This window comes from Rhodopirellula sp. MGV (assembly GCF_002251265.1).
GTDB lineage: Bacteria > Planctomycetota > Planctomycetia > Pirellulales > Pirellulaceae > Stieleria > Stieleria baltica_A.
This window is the reverse complement of sequence record NZ_NPDI01000028.1, coordinates 343,694-363,680: the sequence shown is the minus strand read 5'-3', so window position 1 is coordinate 363,680 and position 19,987 is coordinate 343,694. Positions and strand designations below refer to the sequence as shown.

Genomic DNA, 19,987 nt, shown 5'->3' with positions numbered 1-19,987 from the left:
GACGTTTGAAGTGCACGTTCTCGGGACGAACGTCGAGTGTCTCTGCGGCCGTCGTCGCCATCAGGTCTAACCAGTTGGCATGTTGCGCCGGATCTCGGTCGTGCGGCCGTTCATATTCGGTGATGTGCAGGTGATCTTCATAGCGATCGACCACCAATGGGATCTCAGGAATGTCACGCTCGTACAAGCGAAAACAAGTGATCCCTCGGCGTGTCGGCCAGCGGCGCAAGTGACGCGCACGCTTGCGAAGTCGGGCGGCAAACAGCGTCGCCTGCTCGTCCGCTTTTTCGCCGAGTTGACCGAAGGCAGCCGGACCGTCAGCGTGAACCAGCACGGCAACCTCGTTTTCATTTTTTCGTTCTTCGACGACCGGCTTGGGACCATAGAACTGAAAAAACGTGCTTTCGATCTTTCCGTTGTAGAGCTTGCGGCGACGGTCAGCGGGACGCCCCACGAATTTTTCGAAATCACCACGGCTTGTAAACACATAGTGTGACCAAGTCGGTAACCGGCGGAACACGTTGGGCAACGCGTTGTAGACCGCTTCCAAGTCCCAATCTTGCTGAGAGCGTTCGGGCCGCGAATGACCTGATGGTGCGTGCTGCGAGCGGCGATCGTCTGAGGAGCGGTCCGGCGTGCTGGCAAACGGTGCGTGCCCAATCAGGCACCCGAACCGCCGCTTCGAAGAAACATCGCGAACGTCTTTCCGTTCGAAATGCAGGTCATCAGCAACGCCGGCGCGTTTTGCGTTGTCCCGTGCGACTTGCAACACCCGACCGTCAATATCACTACCGATCAGCCGTTCCTCTAGTGCGGGCAACTGGGCGGCGATCGCTTGGCTGCGAAGGTCCTCGACAAGGTCGGCCGGTGTATCGTGCCAAGCGTTGTAGGCGAAATTGCGTTTGACCCCGGGCGCGATATTGCGGCCGATCAAGGCGGCTTCGATTGGAATTGTCCCAGTCCCACAAAATGGGTCGAGCAACGTTCGCCCGGGTTTCCAGAAACTGAGCAGTACCATCGCGGCGGCCAAATTTTCGCGAAGTGGCGCTCGGGCGATGTCGTTCCGGTATCCCCGTCGGTGCAGCGACGCGCCTGTGGTATCAATCGTCAGCGTCGCGACGTCGTCCAAGATCGAGACATCGATTTTGTAGGCCGCGCCGTCTTCGCCCAGGGTCGTGGTCTGGTGAGATCGCATCATCCCTTCGGCAATTGCCCGTTTCACACTGCGCTGAATCGCGGGGACACTGGTCAAGGCGGATTTGATCGATCGTCCGGTAACTGGGAATCCAGCCTCGCGGGGCAGCCAGGCGGCCCAATCGATTGACCGCGTGGTTTCGAAAAGGGCGTCAAAATCTCCCGCATCAAACTCGGCAATCCGAACGAGAACGCGATCGGCGCAGCGTAGATGCAGGTTGGCGATCGCAATCGTTTGCCGGTCCCCACGAAAGAGTAATCGCCCTGCCCCGACAACCTCACTCTCCACCCCGAGGGCCTGCAATTCCCGTCGGACGATCGCTTCGAGTCCAAACGCGCATGTGGCGAGAAGGTCTAATTCGTTATTCATTCAATAGGAGGCGAAATCGCGGACGAGAAGCCGGGATGGGATTCCACCCGCCAAAAAACGCGAGATCAGTCGCTCGCCAGGCGAGTTGGTCGTGGAAAGGGGAATTAAATCAGCGTATCCGGGCAAACTCCCTTTGTAGAGCCACGATTGGCGACTTAGCGGTATTCCGTCGCCAGATTCTTTACAAAGGTCGCGTTGTCGGACGAGAGTCCCGAAACGCTATTGTCACTTTAATACCCGCCAATCTTCATTTGGGCACGCTGGCGCCACACTCCCCTCGACCAATTCGGTTTCAGCGAAGCGTCTGTTGGATTCGGCTGGCACGCCGGTAAAGCTTGACTGCGTTACCCCAGCAACGTGATCAGAACCATGGCAAAACCGAATGGTGCGTATCGGATGGCGCCGCTCAGGGGAGACTTCGCACTCATCCGACCTTGCGGCCCGCCCTCCCCGGCTACCATCATCATTGCCAGTCCGAGTACACTGTCGGGCCCTTCCATTTCATCCTGCCAATCAACATCGACCGGACCTACGGCATGTCAAGTCAATCATCGCGTGGAGTCTGGATCATCACAGCACTGGTGGTGCTGTTATTGATCCTTCATCAAGACAACTGGTTCTGGGAAAGCGACACGCTCGTGTTCGGCTTCATGCCAATCGGATTGTTCTGGCACGCTTGTATTTCCATCGGCGCCTCTCTGACCTGGGCGCTGGCGACGGTCATCGCTTGGCCGTTGGATGATGACGACGCTGTCGCCGCTACGGAAACCGCCCCCACCAGCACCGAGGAGGGCGCGTAATGTTTGAATCACTCGATCACCCCGGCTTGCCACAGCTGATCATCATCATCATCTACTTGGGTTTGCTCTTGTTGCTAGGGCTCTCATCGAGCCGGTTGTTCAAGGGCACCAAGGAAGACTACCAGGTCGCCAGTCATTCGATCGGCCCGTTTTTGCTGCTGATGAGTCTGTTCGGAACGACGATGACCGCATTCGCCTTGGTTGGCAGTAGCGGTGAAGCGTTTAAAGAAGGAATTGGCGTTTATGGGATGCTGGCCAGCAGTAGCGGCATCATCCACTCGCTGTGCTTCTTCATCATCGGCGTCAAGGTTTGGAAATTTGCCCGGCGTCACAAATACACCACGCAGATCGAGTTTTTCCGCGATCGCTTGGACAATGATTTCATCGGACTGTTGCTGTTCCCAATTTTGGTCGGCCTCGTCGTGCCTTACTTGCTGATCGGTGTGATCAGTAGCGGCACCGTCGTCCAATCGCTGACCGCCGGACTTGCGCCCGATCTGTTTCCCGTGCTCAACCCCGCCGGTGAACCGATCATGGCAATGCACGGTGGTATCCCGACTTGGTTGGGGTCGCTGGTCATCTGTGTCGTCGTGCTGGTGTACGTGTTCTTTGGCGGTATGCGTGGAACCGCATGGGCAAACACCCTGCAAACGATCGTGTTCATGATCTTGGGTGTGGTCACGTTTTACGTGATCGCAAACCGCTTGGGTGGGCAAGACAGCTTGATGGAGAACCTGAAAGTGCTTGCCGGTTCGGTTCCGACAGAAAAGCTGACGCGGATCGAAATGAGCAAGACGAAGTTCTTTACCTACTTGCTGATTCCGTTGTCGGTCGGCATGTTCCCGCACTTGTTCCAACACTGGATGACCGCCAAGAGCGCCAGCACGTTCAAGGTGCCCGTCGTTTGCCACCCGCTGTTTATCATGATCGTCTGGGTTCCTTGTGTTTTGGTTGGCATCTGGGCGACCGGCGATTTGATTCCCGCCAAACCGCCGTTGCCAAATAGCCCCAACGCGATTCTGCCGTTCCTGGTCAAAACCCAGACCGGCAAGGTCCTCGGCGGCTTGCTCGCTGCGGGTATTCTGGCTGCGATCATGAGCAGCTTGGACAGCCAGTTCTTGTGCATCGGAACGATCTTCACCAACGACGTTTTGACACACTACAAAGGCAAGGAAAACGTCTCCGACACCCAACAAGTGCTTTACACCCGATTGTTCATCATCGCGATCGTGGCGATCACGTACGCCCTCGGCTTGCTTGATCCGAAAAGCGTGTTTGCGATGGGCGTGTGGTGCTTCAGCGGTTTTAGCGCGCTGTTCCCAATCGTATTCGCGGCGCTGTACTGGCGTGGGCTGACTGCTGCCGGTGCGATCTGCGGCATCCTCGCTGCAATCGCAAGCTGGGGATACATGTTCTACCAAGCGTTGCAACAAGGCCTGCGTGAATACGTCCTGATTCTGCCTTTGGGCGGCGAAGAGTACGAGGTCATGCCAGTCGTGGTAATGCTGGCGAGCTGCCTCATCGTGATGGTCGGCGTTTCCTTGGTCACGCCGAAGCCGAGTGACGCGACGATCAAAAAGTTCTTCAGCTAGAACATCGTCCAAAGCTGTAATCGCAGCAACGTTCCGCTGGCCCCAGCACCATACCCTGTCCGGGATTGCTGGGCCGGTGAATCGTTGATCGACGTTACCTCAGCAGTCGCTCTCGCCGAGCGACTGCCGAACAGGTACCAGTTACAGCCCACTGAAAACTCATCGCCCGAGCCGAAGTCGCCATTAACGAGCGAACCTCGGGTGAATGCTTCCAGTTTCTTTGGAACAACAAACGCGCCCGCCTGAGCGAAGAAGCCAACATCAACAATCGAACCGTGACGGTTGCCACTGTTTGGCTGATTACTGTTTAGTTGGATGTTGCGCAGATGCCGAACGTAATACTCGCCGCTCAAACTGAATCCGCGATGCTTGATCCCCATGTGGACACTGTAAAGCCACAGGTCAAATTCGCTGACGCGCGTTCCGGCAACCAACGCATTCGGGTCAATCAACCGCGTCCCGTCGCTTAGTCGAATCACTGTCGCTTCCACACCGGGATTCGAATCGACGCTGCTTTCGTTGCGTGTTGTCGTCAACGCATGCCCAATGCGCACCACTGGTGTTTGGTGAGTTTCGATATCAGAGAATCCAACACCAAACTTGCCGAGCGGCTCCCACCATGTCATGCCCGAGTACACCAGTTGCGTATCCAGCTCACTGGGACGCAATGTTAGCGTATTAAATCCGTCGCCAACAAAGGCGGTGTAGTGCAAGTTCTCCAGCGGCTCGCCACTTGCCCAGACACCAGCGCTGATCGACGGCCGAAAGAACGTCGTCGCAAGCGAGCGGTCGATCCCCAGCGTGTATCGCGAAGTCTGCTGCCACTCCCAAGTCCCTGGTACCTTGCCCAAGCCCAAGTACAACTTCATCGCTTCGCCGTGGTCGAACGAGATCCAAGCCAACAGCGGCTCGATCGAATCCGTCGCCACGGTGCTGTAATCGATGTTGACGTAGTACTGCAAACTGGGATCGAAAGCGTACCCGGAAAACACCAATCGGCCGCGGTTGATATTGAAATCATTCCGGTCCGGCGTTTGGAAGGTCAGCCCCGTTACACCCGTCGTTGATTCGTACTTGGATTCGAATCCGGTATAGCGGAACTGGTTATGGAATTCGAACTTCAATTCGAATGGGGTTTTACTGGGCTGCAGCGGACGCAGCACAAACCCGCCGTCATAGACCACGTGGTGGGTCGTTTCCGATATCGAATCGCAAGCGGGCGGTCCGATCGGGCAACTCGCCTGATTGACCACGGGAACCGTTTGGGCAGCCTCGTCCAGCCGCAACTGAAGTGATGCGAGCTGATCCTCGAGCGTCGACAGACGCAACTCGGCACTGGATTCCGGCTCGCCATTCGGCAGCGATTGCATCTCTTGTGCATTCGCCGCAGTAGTGAATGTCCAAGCGATCCAGCCCGCCAACCAAATCGCCTGCCTCCAATGACTGTCCTTAGTGGTTTTGGCGGATTTCATCGCTGTACTTCAGGCACGCGGGCAAACGCCCATAGGGGTTCGGGTTCATGTCATAGAAATCAGGAACCGCCGGCAACACGACACGATCATCACGCGTTTCGTCCCAGTAACCGTATTCATTAAGGCGAATCGATTCGGTATCAAGGAACAACGCGATCCGTTCAAGGATGAACGAGATATGATCCGACGCGACTGAATTTAGTGCCGATGTGAACGCTTGCTGTGCTTCCAAAAAGTCACGGGCAACCACGTTGCCGACCGACAGCTGTAGCTGCAATCGCGTACTGACGACCCGTTCATAAGCGAGTGCGGCCCGAGCAACGGAGATCTCGAATTGGTTGCGTCGCAATCGTAACTGACGCAAGTCTTCGCGGATCGCAAACTTGATGTTGTCTTCTTGTTCGATCAACGCACGGCGGGTGCGGTTATAGTCGATCAATGCGACCCGATAAGTGTTCCGTTCCAGTCGTCGATTCAACGGCGTATCGAGTGAGAAACTAAGCCGCGTGTTCGAACCGTCCGCACTCGATTCAAAGTTATTGATGATATTGCGGTTGGTGAATAATCGGTGAGTCACGTTCAAATCCAAGATCGATCGCAAGTTGTCTGCGGCCAACTTGATCTGACGTCTCGCGTCAGCTAAATCGCCACGCTGATTGGCCAAATCAAGACGCTGATACAACGCCAACAACATTGCCTGATCGGTTTCGACATCGACCGGATCCAAGCCACCGAGGTCGCTTGTTTCGACTTGATCGACCAACCCGATCGATTCAGAAATCGTCGCTTGGATTTCGCTGTCCAGTTCCTTCGGGTCCCGAGGAACCAGTCGGTCAACGTGGCTTGCCGCCAACTCTTCAGACGCTGCCAACAAGCGGTTGATCGCATCGACCAGATCGTCAAACTCGTCAAAGTTTTGATTTGCTTCCGCCGTTTTCCAACTAAGAACCAACTGGTCCAGCGTTTCATAAGTCGCATCAACGGTACGGCTGTCGACGTTCAGCTGAGCTGCCTCTTCACCGATAATGCCACTGTTTTCTTCGCTAACGATCGCATCGTAGTTGAGGGCCCGCTGCACTTGCAGCATTAGCGAATCGACTAGGTCGACGGTTCGATAAAACGCAGTCGCTGGCGCGGTGTCTGCTTTCAACAGACGATCACGGTCCTGCTTGAGCGCGTCGGATTGCAAGCGTGCTTCTAATAGGCGCAACTTCGCGGTCAACCGTGGCGTCTGCAATTCAGCCTCTGTCGGCTCGCTGGTACCTTGGATTTCGCGACGGGCTTGCAATGTTTCTTCGAGGCGACGGATCAACACGATCGCACCATTCACGGCCGCATTTCGATCGGAAAGCTGTGCCCCTTCTGCATCCAGCAATGACCGACGGGTTCGAGTCACCAACTGACGTGTCACCGTTAGCGAATCGCTTGCCGTTAGTGTTTCCAGTTCCTCGAGGTTCAAATTCAACGCCATCTCCGGCGGCAAACCGACGTCGAGCTTCAGTCGGTCCAGCGACGTTTCGAGGTTGTTACAGTCGCGAACCAACGAACTGCTACTGCTCAATGCGTTCTGTTCGAACTGGTCGACTTGGACTCGCGGAATACGTCCGGCCTGCAAGTACTCGGCGCGGCCCTGCAAGAACGCTCGCAGGTTGCTGAAGTAGTCCAGAGAACTGATTTCGATCTGACGATAGGTCAACAGCAATCGGTAGTATCGCTCGGCTAAGCTGACAAACAGCGTGCGTTGGAACCGGATATAGTCGCGGGCTGCGTAGATGACATTGCGTTCCGATTGGGTCAAGCTTTCGAAGACGATATCACGCTGGAAGATCGTCTGTTGAAAGTTGATCAACAATTCGGAAGCGATGTTCGCCGAGAATCCTTGCGGACCATTGAACGTCAAAACAACATCGTTGGCGAAGCTGGAAAGGAATTGCCCTGCGGTCGCCGTCGTTCGCGAAACCGAGACGCCCGTCGGGACAGTCACGCCAGTTTGGCTGGTACTATCAGACCGAAAGTATTGGTAGGTGGTGCCAGTTCCATTTCCGCGACGGACAGGTCGCAACAGGTACTCGTATCGCTGCGCGGTTAACGAAAGCGCGACGCGATAAAGCGTTTCTTTTTGGGTTTGCAGTGCACGGTTGTTGAAGGTCGACAACTCGGCAATCATCGGCAATGTCAATCGCGGCGCGTCGCTGCGCAACGATTCAATCCGACCGGCCGCTTCGTTTCGATAGGTTCGCTGATATTCCTGCCGAGCAGAATCAAATTCCATCATGCGTCGCAAGCAAGATTCCGGCAGCTTGTCCCAAAATTCTGGAGGGATCGGAACGATGCGAAGATTCCCGTCTTCTTCGTCGTCTCGCTGCATCCCAATCGACGCTTGGTCGCCTGCCTCGACGTCCCCTTCTTCAGCAGCTGCTTCGGCACCAGACGCTTCATTCGCGAATTGCGTCAGCAAGGTTGCGAAGTGTTCGCCCGATGCCAGTTCAGTCGCTTGACGACGTTCGGCAACCTTTCGTTCGATCTCTGAATCGAGATCGTTTGCCGGAGTCTCGAACGATGCCAAGTCCGTCTCAGGCTGGTTCAATTCTTCCGGCAGCTCTTCTGGCGTAACCACTGGCGGAAACAACTCTTCACCGGAATCACCCTCGGGTGCTTCCGATGACTCGATCATTTCAGACTCCGGCTCATCGGATAACGTCTCCATCGTACCAGGAGCCACGTAAGGATCGCCGGTGGCGAGTGGCGGTAACGAATAACCATAAAGCGTCGGCTCGGGGATCGGTAACTCCGGGCAGTCGTCGGGTGACGGATCGAAGAAACGCGACCTCGGATCAACTTGAATCCCCGGTAGCTGCGGAATCACATAGGCTTCTTCGGCACGTTTTTCGGCGTACAGCGAATACACATCGGTATCCGCTTGGCGACGGTAAAACGCACGCGAACAACCACCAGCAATCACAATCACGAGGACTGCGGCGGCGAAACACAATTTCAAGCGAGCAGATGCGAGCGGCAGAGCTTTCACGAATACCACGATGCGATGGGAATGAGACCAACCTAGTGGTCTTCATCGACATCCGGTCATACGTGATTTGGCGGAACGATTCATTGTCTCTGTCGCACCGGTTAGGCAAACTTTGCCGGGGGGCGAGCTAGCAATGCGCAGGTCAATCCGAACAAACAGCCTGCCGATTTGTCCGCATCCTCCTAAAGCGCGCCGAGACTGCACACTTTATTGCAAACCGGCTGAATCTGCGGGACGCTCTAAGGCTTTAGCCGTTCGGTGAAAAAACCGATTACACCGTCAGTCAATTGCCCACTGAAGAATGCCATCAGATGGCCTTTGTTTGGCAGGGTTTGCAGCATCGAATCGACGTTGGCATCCAACAAGGCCTGGTGAAAGTCGGTCGCATTGGACAACGCGACTAACACGTCTTCTTCGCCGTGGATGATTTTGAAAACGGGGTCTTCGGCCGAAGCAAAGCAGATCGGTGATGCGGCGATGTATGTCGAAGGCATTTGCTTTCGTGTCCCGCCCAAGAAGTACGATAGCGCGAGACTTTCTGGCGGCATGTTTCGGAAATCGGTTGGCGGCCCGCCGGCACAGACTGCGGTAATGGACGGAATTTGTTTCCAACGCCCGTCATTTTGGTCCCACGTGGTCGTGTCTTGGACGCGTTCCCAGGGCTCGTCCGCCAAAGTCGCAACGAGAGAAACCAAGTGGCCACCGGCGGAGTAGCCGTAGAGCCCGACGCGATCGAGATCGAAGTGATATTCTTCGGCGTGCTCGTGGATCCAAACCAAGGCCATACGGAGATCGTCCACTTGATCAGGAAACTTGGATTTTGGCGCCAAACGGTAATTGATCGACACGGCCGCGATCCCTCGCTTGGCCAACTCACTGGCATGTCGATACATGGTCCACTTGTCACCTGTCATCCATCCTCCGCCGTGGACGACCAGAACGACGGGACGACGTGTATTGGGCTCACCGGTACGGCGTGGCTGTGAAACATCCGTGGCAGATCCGGAATCAATTGCCGCGGAAGTGGAGGCTTGGGGTAAATAGACATCCAGCAACCCCGCATGTCCCTGATGTTCCTCACCGACTTGGTCATACTGCAGGTCGGAGAGCAACTTGAATTCACTAGCGGTGGCGCGCGCCGTGAAATTTGCCGAAACACACGTCCAACTAATTACGAAGCCGGTCACCAACGGCGACAACCAGTGTCTGATTCGAATTCCATTCATTTGGCGTTCGTCCGCGCTTTAATGTCACTTCCCATCTAGTCGTGGTGCCCTGGTCGTATAATAGTGGTGCGTTCAAATTCGCCCAGTCCCATATTGAATGATGCCTGAAAACGATTCGTTGTCGATTGACCCGCTGGCCTCTGAAAACAGCGACGACCTGTGCCTCAACTCGATCCCCGAAGCGGTCGAGGCGATTCGGCGTGGCGAAGTCGTCATCGTCGTCGATGCCGAAGACCGCGAGAATGAGGGCGATTTCGTATGTGCGGCGGAAAAAGCCACACCCGAAGTCGTCAACTTCATGCTCAGCGGACGCGGCCAACTCTGCGTCCCGATCCTTCCCGAGGTCGGCAAGAAACTTGAGTTGACGCCGGTCGTCAACGACAACAACGCCCCCCTGCGGACTGCGTTCGTCACCCCGATTGACATCGCCACCGCTCGCACCGGCATCACAGCGGCCGAACGCAGCGAAACGATCATGCGAATGGCCAACCCAGATTGCCAGGTCGCAGACTTCGTTCGCCCAGGTCACGTCTACCCTTTGATTGCAAAGAAAGGCGGCGTCTTGCGTCGTGCCGGCCACACCGAAGCGTCCGTCGACCTCGCACGGATGGCTGGGCTGCAACCGGCCGGTGTGCTGTGCGAAATTTTGAACGACGAAGGCGACCGCGCGAGCCGCGCTGAATTGATCCAAATCGCCGAAAAGCATTCGCTGAAAATTGTCAGCATCGAACAGTTGATCGCTCACCGCCGCGTCAGCGAAAAATTGGTCAGCCGAGCCGCCCATTCGCAGCTGCCGACCAAATATGGCAAGTTCGATATCATCGTTTACTCGGTCGACTTCGAAGCCCAAGAACCGATTGCCCTTGTCCTTGGCGACTTGGCACACGACGAAGAAGGCCAGCTGCCGCCACTCGTGCGAATGCACAGCAGTTGCTTCACCGGTGACCTAATTTCGTCGCTCCGGTGTGACTGCGGTGACCAACTTCACATGGCACTGGAGATGATCGCGGCCGAAGGTCGTGGTGCCTTGGTGTACTTGCCACAAGAAGGCCGCGGAATCGGACTGGCAGAAAAAATCAAAGCCTATGCCTTGCAAGACCAAGGCATGGACACGGTCGAAGCCAACCACGCGTTGGGATTCAAAGCCGACATGCGTGACTACGGCGTTGGGTTGCAGATCCTAAAGGACCTCGGCATCAGCGAAGTCCGATTGCTGACTAACAATCCCAAGAAGCAGCAAGCGTTCAACCTACGTGGTTTCGACTTAAAACTGGTCGATCAAGTTCCGATCGTCCCACCGGTCAACGAGCACAACAAACAGTACTTGAAGACCAAACGGGACAAGATGGGACACAAATTGCCAGAGTTAAGTTAACTCGTGACAAGGCTCCCGCCTTGTTACGAACTGCAATGCAGGCTCCGCCTGCCGCCATCACCACCACCAGCAAGGCATTGCTCCTGAACGGCCAAAGCCTGGCCCCCAAGTGAAAACTTAATTGCCGCTCGCGGTTTCTTCGATCCAAGCTGCGACTTGTTTTTCGAGGACTGGCAATGGAACCGAGCCTTCTTTTAAGACGCAATCATGGAAGGCTCGAACGTCGAAGCGATCGCCGAGTTCTTTTTCGGCACGCTCGCGTAGATCTCGGATAAACAGTTCGCCGACTTTGTAGGAAAGAGCTTGGCCGGGCCAGCCGATGTAGCGATCGACTTCGGCAACCACGTTGTGCTTCGACAACGCGGTGTTTTCGAGCATGTAGTTGATCGCTTGTTCGCGGGTCCAACCTTTCGCGTGGATCCCAGTGTCGACCACCAACCGACTCGCGCGCCACGCCTCCATGCTCAAACGCCCGAACTCTTGATAGGGGTCTTTGAAGAAGCCGAGTTCGGAACCTAATCGTTCGCAGTACAACGCCCAGCCTTCGATGAAGGCGGAAAAGTAACTCTGCTTGCGGATCGGGTGCAGGCCTTCGAGCTCTGCCTGGAGCGCCAATTGCAGGTGGTGCCCCGGAACGGCTTCATGCAGCGACAACGCCTCCAGCTGGTACAACGGTCGAGCAGACAGGTTATAGGTGTTGAGGTAATAGAAGCCGCCACGCGATCCGTCCGCTGCCGGTGGCCAGTAATATGCAGAAGTCGTTTGCGGTGCAACGTAATCAGGAACTTGGCGAATCCCGCACGGCGTCCGTGGCAGTTTGCCGAACAAGTTGGGCAGACGCCCGTCGGCTTGCTTGAGGATATACGCCGCCTCCTTCATCAACTCTTCAGGAGTCTTCGGATAGAACTGCTCGTCGGTGCGCAGAAACTCGATGAATTCGGCCAAGCTACCGTCAAAGTTGACTCGCGTCTTGACGGCTTCCATCTCTTGACGGATACGAGCGTTTTCTCGAACGCCGGTCTGATGCAGTTCCTCGGGTGTCATCGCGAGCGTGGTGAACTTGGTGACTTGGGATTGATAAAGTTCCATCCCGTTGGGCAATGCACGTGCGGCAATACTCCCGCTGCAACCCGGAACGTACTCGTCACGCAGGAAGCGTTCAAACTTTGCATAAGACGGAACGACACTCGTTTTGATCGCTTCCAAAATCGCCGGACGCAATTGTTCCCACTGCCCAGGAGCCAGCTTCTTGATCGACTCTTCTGAAATGTTGGTTAGAAACAACGACTGCTCCGGATCGTCGACAACGTGCGCTGCCGCTTGATCCGCGCTGTCACGCATGATAATCGCGGGCTGAACCATTCCCGCTTTTAGACCGCCACGCATCAGGTCGATTTGCTCATCAACAAATCTTGGAAACTCTCTTAAGCGGGCAATGTAGTTTCGAAAGTCATCCGGCGAATCGGGGTTCATCGTATGTGGAAGCTCAGGCAACCCGATATGAAACCCTTCACGATTATTGATCGGCATGAGATGCAAACCGAGTTGATAATCCGAACGCTCGCTCGACAGCTTTTGCTGCAGCAGTTCAGCGTCGATGCGATCAGCAGCTGGTAACTGATCGAAGTCAATCGAAGAAAGCTTATCGAGGAACTTTGAGCGTTCTTCATCACGCCGTTTGAAATCCTCAAGCGTATTGCTTGCCAACCGATCCTGACCGCGTGGGTCGCCGACATCGGTTGCCAGCATCGGGTATTCGCTCAGTTCAAATTCCCAGACCTCATCCATCAGTTCGCGAAGTTCAGGATTGCTAGGGCGCGCGATCACAGCAGGATTATCTGCTGCCGCAGCGGCCAGCCCCAAGGAACCGAGCAAGATCCCAACTAGGATCATTCGAAACATTCGCATCTTGAAAACTCGTTGATAAACAAGGACGTCGGGATGAGATCAACCCACCGGCACAGAAGCTCACTATAGCAAACACCACTTAACAAACAGATTTGATTGACTGAAGGTCGCATCCGACGCCGCAACACATGTCGTCATGGAGACAAACCCAACAACGGGACCAGTGGTGAAGGTGCACAGGAGTTCCAGTACCCGAAGCAAATTCTAAATTCCGCTTTCTTCTGACAGATTTTGCGTCACAAATCGAGAGTTTGTACGAGGACTGTGGATACCACTTCTCTACTCTGCTGCTCTTATCCCGTTGGGTGTCACCATGGGTATCCTTAAATCGACTCCGCCAGTTCCTGCAATCTTCCCTCCCCCAGGGCATGTTGGGGCCTACGCTGTGAAGGACGGTGACAACTGGTCCAACGTGGCATCTCGGGAGGCCGGACGGTCAGACCCTTGGGATTTAATCGAATTCAACTTCGGTACACGCGACCCCCGCGAGGTGAATTGGTATCTGGAAAGCTATCTGAATTGCTCCAAATCGAGCGACGGAAAGAACTACCAATTCTCAAGCGGTGACGGCGAGATTTACCTGCCGCCTGCTGACTGGGATCCCGCAATCGAAAAAGCGATGCAATTGACGGTGATTCGCGCGTTGACCAATTGGGCGACCAAAGCAATCAATTTCCAGCGTGGAAGCCACCGGGTAACGACACGAGAATTAATGGTGGTTGGTAACGCAATCATTGATGGGAAGATCCGAGTGTTGCAATCGAGTGCAATTTGCACTGGCCGTGCGGTTTACGACTCCGATCGCAATGTGATCGAGCTCGGACGCGGTGCGGGTCGCACAAACGCCAGCAAGGCGTTGATCATCCACGAGTGTGTTCATGCGTTGTTTGATCTGCGCTGTGACACCATGACTGTTGGTGCGTCCGAATCGATGGGGTACGTCGCCCAGTCGATTTTCATGGCACAACACACCGACAATCCGGAAGAACGGTTGCACGTCGACATTCCCGATAGTGGAACACCAGAAGAAGTCCGCAACGCGATCCGACGCGACGCCGTGTTTGAACAAGCGTGGAAAATTGCATTGCTTGTACTCGATCGCAAACCGATCCCACAAAGCGATTGGAACATGCTCAGCACCGCGGTCAGCTTGCACCCAAAGTATCGATCAGATGCTGGCAAGCCCGCGATCTTCGACGGAGTCTAAACGCGATGACTTCGGTGATTTGGAGTTCTGAATCGGGGCGTCAAGAGTTGCTGCAGTGGTACGACCACTTCGCAAAGAAAATCGCCGGGTCGCCAGAGAGCTTCCACGTGTCGACTCGATTCGGAGACAGCCATGTCATCATGGCTGGTGACAAAAACAACCCTCCACTGATCTGCTTGCACGCGATGCGAACCGGTGCCGCGATGTTGCTTTCGGAACTTGGCCCGCTACTCGATCATTATCGAATCATTACACCGGATCTGCCTGGCCAGTCGGTACGTGGCTTGGACAGGAAACTGTCATTATCGGATCAGTCATTCGCACATTGGCTGTTCGACATCATGGACCACTTCGAGCTTCCCTCGACTAACGTTTTCGGAGTCAGCTGGGGCGGCTTTGTCGCTCACCTTGCCGCAACAGATACGCCGAAGCGGATCGATCGCTTGGCGTTGCTTGTCCCCGCCGGTATCGCCAACGGTTCACATCTCAGTGGCTTGACGCAGATGTTAATCCCGATGATTCGCTACCGATTGTTCCCGAACAAACCCAACCTCATACGGCTGCTTTCGCCGATCATGTCGACCTTCGACGATGACTGGACTGGCTACGTCGCTTGCACGCTCAAGCATATGAAGTTCGATGCACGCATCCCGCCGCTGGCAAGTGATGGAATGCTGGAAAAGCTAACCATGCCAACGTTGGTCATTGCGGCAGAGGACGATATCTCGTTTCCGGGTGACGCTATCAATCACCGAATCAACAAGCTTGTCCCGCATGCGGAAACGGAGCTACTTACAGGATCGAAACACTGCCCGCCCACAACGCCAGAGTTCAGAACCTGGCTTTCCGGGCGACTGATACGATTCTTCGACGAAGGATGACTTGGTTGCTACTTCCTGTCAGTTGTTGGCGGCAACGCTTCGAGTTCGTCAATTCGCTTTTGGACGAACGCTTGATTGGCCTCACTAATGCGAGGCAATAATGCTTTCAGATACTGAGAATCATCGAGGCTGCCGAAGCTTTGAATGAGATGGTCGGTTTGTTTGTAAAGTGCGTTGCCTTGTTTACGAATTTCTTCAACCCGGGCAATCGATTCGATCGAACGTAAACGATCGGGTGAGGTTTGTTCGATCAAGATCGCGAACTTGTCGAGATTCTCATTCAAGCTTCGGAAGGCCTGCTGGCGTATGGAAAAACTGCCACTTTCCATGTCGGACAAAAGTCTCTCAAACTCCTGCCGTGCAGCTTCGTTATCGGTCTTGAGCCATTCGATCACGCGTGAAACGACCAATGGATCGAAGCGGCCTGGCGGCGGACGGATCCCGATCGACTTGAGGAACGGGAACAATTGCCCGTCGACCTTCTCTGGATGCTCGCGATACAAGTCGGCAAATGATTTTGCTTTGTACTCCTGGACATCATCGGCGACCGAGACCCAACGACAATCGCCTTCGGCAGACTGCTCAAATTGAAAGTTAACTTCACCAACTTGGCGAATTAGCAAGGTGCCGTCATCGTGCGTCTTGAAGTGCAAGATATCTTGAGTTGGCGTTCTAAGTTCACGCACGAACAAGTCCAGTGACGTTTCGCTCGAACTCATCGAAGCTTCGATTTCACGTCCGACAAAACGCAGTGATTGTGTCTCGTTGGAGACACTAACGGTGGCCTGTGTCTTCTGTTCATACGCCGTTGCCTGATGTTTGAAGTTTAAAAAGAGCAACGAAGAATGGTTGTATCGAAAGATTCGATCTCGGAGATACTTGAAGGATCGATCCTCGTACTCGATGTCGACACCACGGTCTGCGAGTTCCGCGATTAGATCCTTTTCGATCTGATCAAGCGTTTGGTGAGCGAACGGTTCTTTCCAATGGTCACGATCAAGTAAAAGGTGGCCGTCGTTCCAACGAAGTTGCAGCAAACATCCCAAAGGTTGGCTTAACTTTTGAATCGAGATGGCAAGTTGCGGGTCGTCCGGATCAGCTGACCGAGATTGGTGAGGACGATCGAAATAGAAATCGACCATATAGCGACGCATGCTTCTTTCGGTATTCAGCTTTGTCGATCGATGCATCAGCTCCCGATATCGTTTCGACAATGCGGGATCCCTCATCGCCTCACGGTGCTCCCGGATGGCGGTGTTCATTTGCTGAAGTGTCCCGCGATAGTCTGCCTCCTTCAGTAGTGCTTGGGACGCAATGTTATGGAGGTACCATCTCGAAATGGCCAAGACGTTCATGCGGTCGACCAACTCGCGATGGGACTCGGACAGATGCGAGTAATCACGGTCGCCCTGGTCACCCGCCAACTCTGACAACGTTCGATATTCCCGCTGAAGTTCGTTGTAATAATCCTCGACGATTGGCGATCCGAAGCCGATCTTTTCCTCAAGTTCGTCGAGATCCTTTTCGATGCCATCGAGCAGCTCCGAAAAATTTTCCTCCGGCGTCTTTTCGTTCGCCGCTGGCTGATCCGCCGGAGCCTCTTGTGCTACGACCAGATTGCGGGCTGACAAGATCACCGCAAGCGCGAAAGCGAACCGCAACAGCATCGGAAGCGTGGAGATGGAACGAGACATCGCTAGCCCACGGGCGAAGGAGAATGATCGAAAAGAGCCGAACGGATCAAGGGTAAGGGCGTGGGGGGCGAGGTGCAATTGAATTAGCTGGAATTTGCACTCCAAGGTTCGCAGCAACGAAGCATCCTGCGGTTAGTCACCTGGGCGTTCACCACGCACCAATGGTAAACTTTGGCGATGGATGCTCTGCCCCCCAAACCTGATTGGCTGAATCGAGTCGCCGTGATCGGCGTCGGACTGCTTGGCGGCAGCGTCGGGCTTTCGCTACGACGCTGTGGCGTAAAAGTCACCGGATACAGTCGCCGTGAATCGACCTGCAAAACCGCCATCGAATGCGGCGCGGTCGATGAAGGTTTCACGGAATTGAGCAAGGCCTGCGAAGGTTGTGATGTCGCCGTGATCTGTTCTCCGGTCGACAAGATTGCGTCGCTTGCCGCAGAAGCGAGTGCAGCACTTCCTGACCAAGCGTTGATCACCGATGTGGGCAGTACGAAAGGGCTGATCGTTGACGAGGTCAACGCATTGGTCCCAACCGTGCGTGCGCAGTTTGTTGCCGCACATCCGATTGCCGGATCTGAAAAAACCGGCGTTGAAAATGCGATCGCTGACCTGTTTGATGACAAGTGCGTGATCCTGACGCCAACCGATCAGACACCACCGGCACAACTGGATCGTGCCAAGCAGTTCTGGGCCCTGACAGGCGGCAACATCACGTTGATGACACCTGCCGAACATGACCAGCGACTCGCCGCGGTCAGCCACGTGCCGCATTTGGTCTCGTCGTTGTTGGCCGCATTCCCCGACGAACCGGCACTGCCATTGGTGGGCAGCGGCTGGAAAGACATGACGCGTGTGGCTGCAGGCGATCCGGCGATGTGGACTGCGATTTGTGATCACAATCGCGGGGCGATCATCAATCAACTCGATCACTTCATTGACGAACTCAAATCGCTTAAATCACTCCTTGCCGCCGAAGACTCCGGCGCGCTCTTACGCTGGTTAGAGCACGCCAAGGCGCGAAAAGATTCGACGCTGTAGTTCGACGAGTCCCGTGATCACAAGTCCGCGGCCAACTTTGTCAGTGCGTTGTCACAGTCACGCACAAGATGCCGCGCTCGCCAGCCGGCCTGCTGAGCCGCTTCAACATCGCCACCATATGTATCGCCGATCATCAATAAGCGAGCGGTGTCGGTCGCTTGCAACTGGTCTGCCGCACGGTGATAGAACTGCAGATTTGGTTTGCTGAATCCAAGCTTGCTACTGATGAGAATTTCGTCGATTGACGGCGACAGGCCCAAGGCTTCGACGATGGGCGGAAGCCGCTCATCAAAATTTGACGCGATCGCAACTTGGTATCCTTTTTGCTTCAAACGCTGAACCGTCGGCAGAACGTCATCGAACAGCGCCCAAGCGGCAGGTTCGGCAAAGCATTGCCACAGCGATTGAAAGGTTTCGTCAAACCGATCCTCTGCAATTTCTGGCAGCGTGTCCGCAACAATTCGCCGCCAGCGATTCAGCTCAGTCGCGTCATCGGTCGGCAAGTTCGAATTTTCGCCCAAGAAATGCGTCACCATGGCGGCTTTCAGACGGTGTCGGATTTCGGCAATGTCGACTTGAATGCCTAGGCGTGACCCAAACTGGTGGTACACGGCTGCCGCGTCGGGTTCAGGCCGCATCAGAGTGCCGGTCGAATCAAAAACGATCCAGTCAAATGGAAGCATGGTGATGTTTGATTGTTGGACGATGGATCTGCGGCAGTAGTCTGTACTGTTGGGGCGATCTGTTCAATGCGTTCCAACACAGCGTTTATCCCGCACTGTGTTCCTCCCGACACACCGTTCACTTCGAGTCTTCTTCAAGCGAAAACGAATGATCTCGCGATGCCCCTTGTCACCTGCTTGCCACTGGAGGAAGGTGTAGGCAATGGACATCAGTGACAAGCAAAGCGAAACCTCGGTCGACATGGCGGTCGCGACCGCCGATCCCCCTGCGGACCCGGCTCCCCCCGCCAAGCCGATCGTCGTTGACGACCTGTCTCCCTGGGCCCCAATGCGCCAGCCGGTCTATCGATCGTTTTGGATCGCATCCCTCGTTTCCAACCTCGGCACCTGGATGCACGAAATCGGGGCCGGTTGGCTGATGACGGATCTGGACGCCTCGCCTCAGATGGTTTCGATGGTACGAACCGCGATGGCGACGCCAATTGTTTTGTTAGCAATTCCCGCAGGCGTACTGGCCGATCGAATCGACCGCCGCAAGCTGCTGCTCGTGACGCAGTTCATCCTGCTGTTGTCGACCGGATCGCTAGCGGTGTTAGCCGCCACTGGCGTGGTAACCAGTTGGTTGCTGCTGGGACTGACATTCGTGATCGGCTTGGGACTAACACTGCACGTCCCGACTTGGCAGGCGTCGATTCCAGAGTTGGTCGAACGCAAACAGCTTTCTCGCGCGATCGCACTTGGCAGTTTGAATTTCAATTTGGCCCGTGCAGTCGGGCCGGCACTCGCGGGAGCCTTGGTGGCGATCACCGGGTCATGGATCGCGTTCTCGGTCAACGCGTTTTCGTTTGCCGGTGTCATTGTCGTGCTGCTGATGTGGAAACGAAATCGCAGCGAGTCGTCCCGAGGACTTTCGTTCCGGAAGTCGCTTTACCAGGGCATCCGCTATGTCTATCGAACGGATGACATGCGGCATGTACTGTTTCGCGTCATGCTGTTTATCATTCCCGCCAGCGCCTTGTGGGGCTTGCTGCCACTGGTTGCCCGCGAACGGCTGCACTGGGACGCGGACGGCTTTGGCCTCCTGGTCACCTGCTTTGGTGCTGGCGCCGTGATTGCGGCAAGATTTCTTCACCGACTGCATCACCGTGTCGGCAACAACACAACGATCGCGTTTGCGATGGTGCTGATGGGCGTCGGCCTATGCGTGATGGGAACCAGCAGCCAAGGCTGGGTGGCAGTGATCTCGATGTTGATCATGGGGTTCGGCTGGATGATGACGCTGACAACATTGAACACCGCGGCGCAAACGATTTTGCCAGGTCGGATGAGAGCTCGCGGGATGAGTTTCTACCTCACATCGCTGGCGCTTTCGATGTCCTCCGGTTCGCTGCTTTGGGGATATGTTGCCGAATTCGATTGGGTCGGCGTGGGCGGCGCACAAAAAATCGCGGGGCTCACATTGCTGTGCACCGCCGCGATCGGAATGCTCTTTCGTGTCACCGAGAAGACTCGGCATTAG

14 protein-coding genes are annotated in these 19,987 nt (G+C 55.3%); 7 read left to right on the top strand and 7 right to left on the bottom strand.

Going from position 1 to position 19,987, the window contains the following annotated elements; genetic code table 11:
* The coding region (locus tag CGZ80_RS10320) for a THUMP domain-containing protein (protein ID WP_409994538.1) at positions 1–1,564 on the bottom strand (1,564 nt) is incomplete at its 3' end.
* 536 nt (positions 1,565–2,100) lie between these two features.
* Between CGZ80_RS10320 and CGZ80_RS10315 the strand changes: the two genes are divergently transcribed.
* The gene (locus CGZ80_RS10315; protein WP_094413966.1) at positions 2,101–2,364 is read left to right on the top strand and encodes a DUF3311 domain-containing protein; all 264 of its coding nucleotides are present in this window, start codon (positions 2,101–2,103) and stop codon (positions 2,362–2,364) included.
* Positions 2,364–3,956 (top strand): sodium:solute symporter family protein, encoded by a 1,593-nt coding sequence (locus tag CGZ80_RS10310; RefSeq protein WP_094413964.1) that lies wholly within the window; start codon positions 2,364–2,366, stop codon positions 3,954–3,956. The genes CGZ80_RS10315 and CGZ80_RS10310 overlap by 1 nt, the downstream gene beginning before the upstream one ends.
* On the opposite strand, the gene CGZ80_RS10305 is transcribed toward CGZ80_RS10310, so the two are convergent.
* The 3 genes from CGZ80_RS10305 to CGZ80_RS10295 form a co-directional block, all read right to left on the bottom strand.
* Positions 3,953–5,428 carry a porin gene (locus CGZ80_RS10305; RefSeq protein ID WP_094413962.1) on the bottom strand — a complete coding sequence of 492 codons (1,476 nt, stop codon included), beginning with the start codon at positions 5,426–5,428 and terminating at the stop codon, positions 3,953–3,955. The genes CGZ80_RS10310 and CGZ80_RS10305 overlap by 4 nt on opposite strands.
* A complete protein-coding gene (locus CGZ80_RS10300; RefSeq protein ID WP_094413960.1) occupies positions 5,406–8,456 on the bottom strand; it encodes a TolC family protein in 3,051 nt (1,016 codons plus the stop codon). Before CGZ80_RS10300 ends, CGZ80_RS10305 begins: the two co-directional genes overlap by 23 nt.
* A 239-nt stretch (positions 8,457–8,695) precedes the next feature.
* Positions 8,696–9,682, bottom strand: coding sequence for an alpha/beta hydrolase (locus CGZ80_RS10295; protein ID WP_094413958.1), 987 nt, complete (start codon positions 9,680–9,682; stop codon positions 8,696–8,698).
* A gap of 97 nt (positions 9,683–9,779) precedes the next feature.
* Between CGZ80_RS10295 and ribA the strand changes: the two genes are divergently transcribed.
* On the top strand, positions 9,780–11,057 hold the full coding sequence (gene ribA, locus CGZ80_RS10290; protein ID WP_233148345.1) for a GTP cyclohydrolase II: 1,278 nt from the start codon (positions 9,780–9,782) through the stop codon (positions 11,055–11,057).
* Positions 11,058–11,174: 117 nt separating this feature from the next.
* Here ribA and CGZ80_RS10285 read toward each other — a convergent pair whose 3' ends face one another.
* Complete coding sequence (locus CGZ80_RS10285; RefSeq protein ID WP_094413954.1) at positions 11,175–12,965, bottom strand: DUF885 domain-containing protein; 1,791 nt, start codon at positions 12,963–12,965, stop codon at positions 11,175–11,177.
* A gap of 313 nt (positions 12,966–13,278) precedes the next feature.
* On the opposite strand from CGZ80_RS10285, the gene CGZ80_RS10280 reads away from it, so the two are divergent.
* Together CGZ80_RS10280 and CGZ80_RS10275 are read left to right on the top strand one after the other, a co-directional pair.
* Positions 13,279–14,172, top strand: coding sequence for a hypothetical protein (locus tag CGZ80_RS10280; RefSeq protein ID WP_143543839.1), 894 nt, complete (start codon positions 13,279–13,281; stop codon positions 14,170–14,172).
* A gap of 5 nt (positions 14,173–14,177) precedes the next feature.
* A complete protein-coding gene (locus CGZ80_RS10275; RefSeq protein ID WP_094413950.1) occupies positions 14,178–15,053 on the top strand; it encodes an alpha/beta fold hydrolase in 876 nt (291 codons plus the stop codon).
* Between the two features lie 8 nt (positions 15,054–15,061).
* Here the strand turns inward: CGZ80_RS10275 and CGZ80_RS10270 are convergent, their stop codons facing one another.
* A complete protein-coding gene (locus CGZ80_RS10270) occupies positions 15,062–16,747 on the bottom strand; it encodes a hypothetical protein (protein ID WP_094413948.1) in 1,686 nt (561 codons plus the stop codon).
* Between the two features lie 177 nt (positions 16,748–16,924).
* Between CGZ80_RS10270 and CGZ80_RS10265 the strand changes: the two genes are divergently transcribed.
* A complete protein-coding gene (locus tag CGZ80_RS10265) occupies positions 16,925–17,785 on the top strand; it encodes a prephenate dehydrogenase (protein WP_094413946.1) in 861 nt (286 codons plus the stop codon).
* A gap of 17 nt (positions 17,786–17,802) precedes the next feature.
* On the opposite strand, the gene CGZ80_RS10260 is transcribed toward CGZ80_RS10265, so the two are convergent.
* Positions 17,803–18,468: an HAD-IA family hydrolase gene (locus CGZ80_RS10260; RefSeq protein WP_094413944.1), complete on the bottom strand. Its 666-nt coding sequence runs from the start codon at positions 18,466–18,468 to the stop codon at positions 17,803–17,805.
* 202 nt (positions 18,469–18,670) lie between these two features.
* Between CGZ80_RS10260 and CGZ80_RS10255 the strand changes: the two genes are divergently transcribed.
* Positions 18,671–19,987, top strand: a complete 1,317-nt coding sequence (locus CGZ80_RS10255) for an MFS transporter (protein ID WP_233148344.1) — start codon at positions 18,671–18,673, stop codon at positions 19,985–19,987.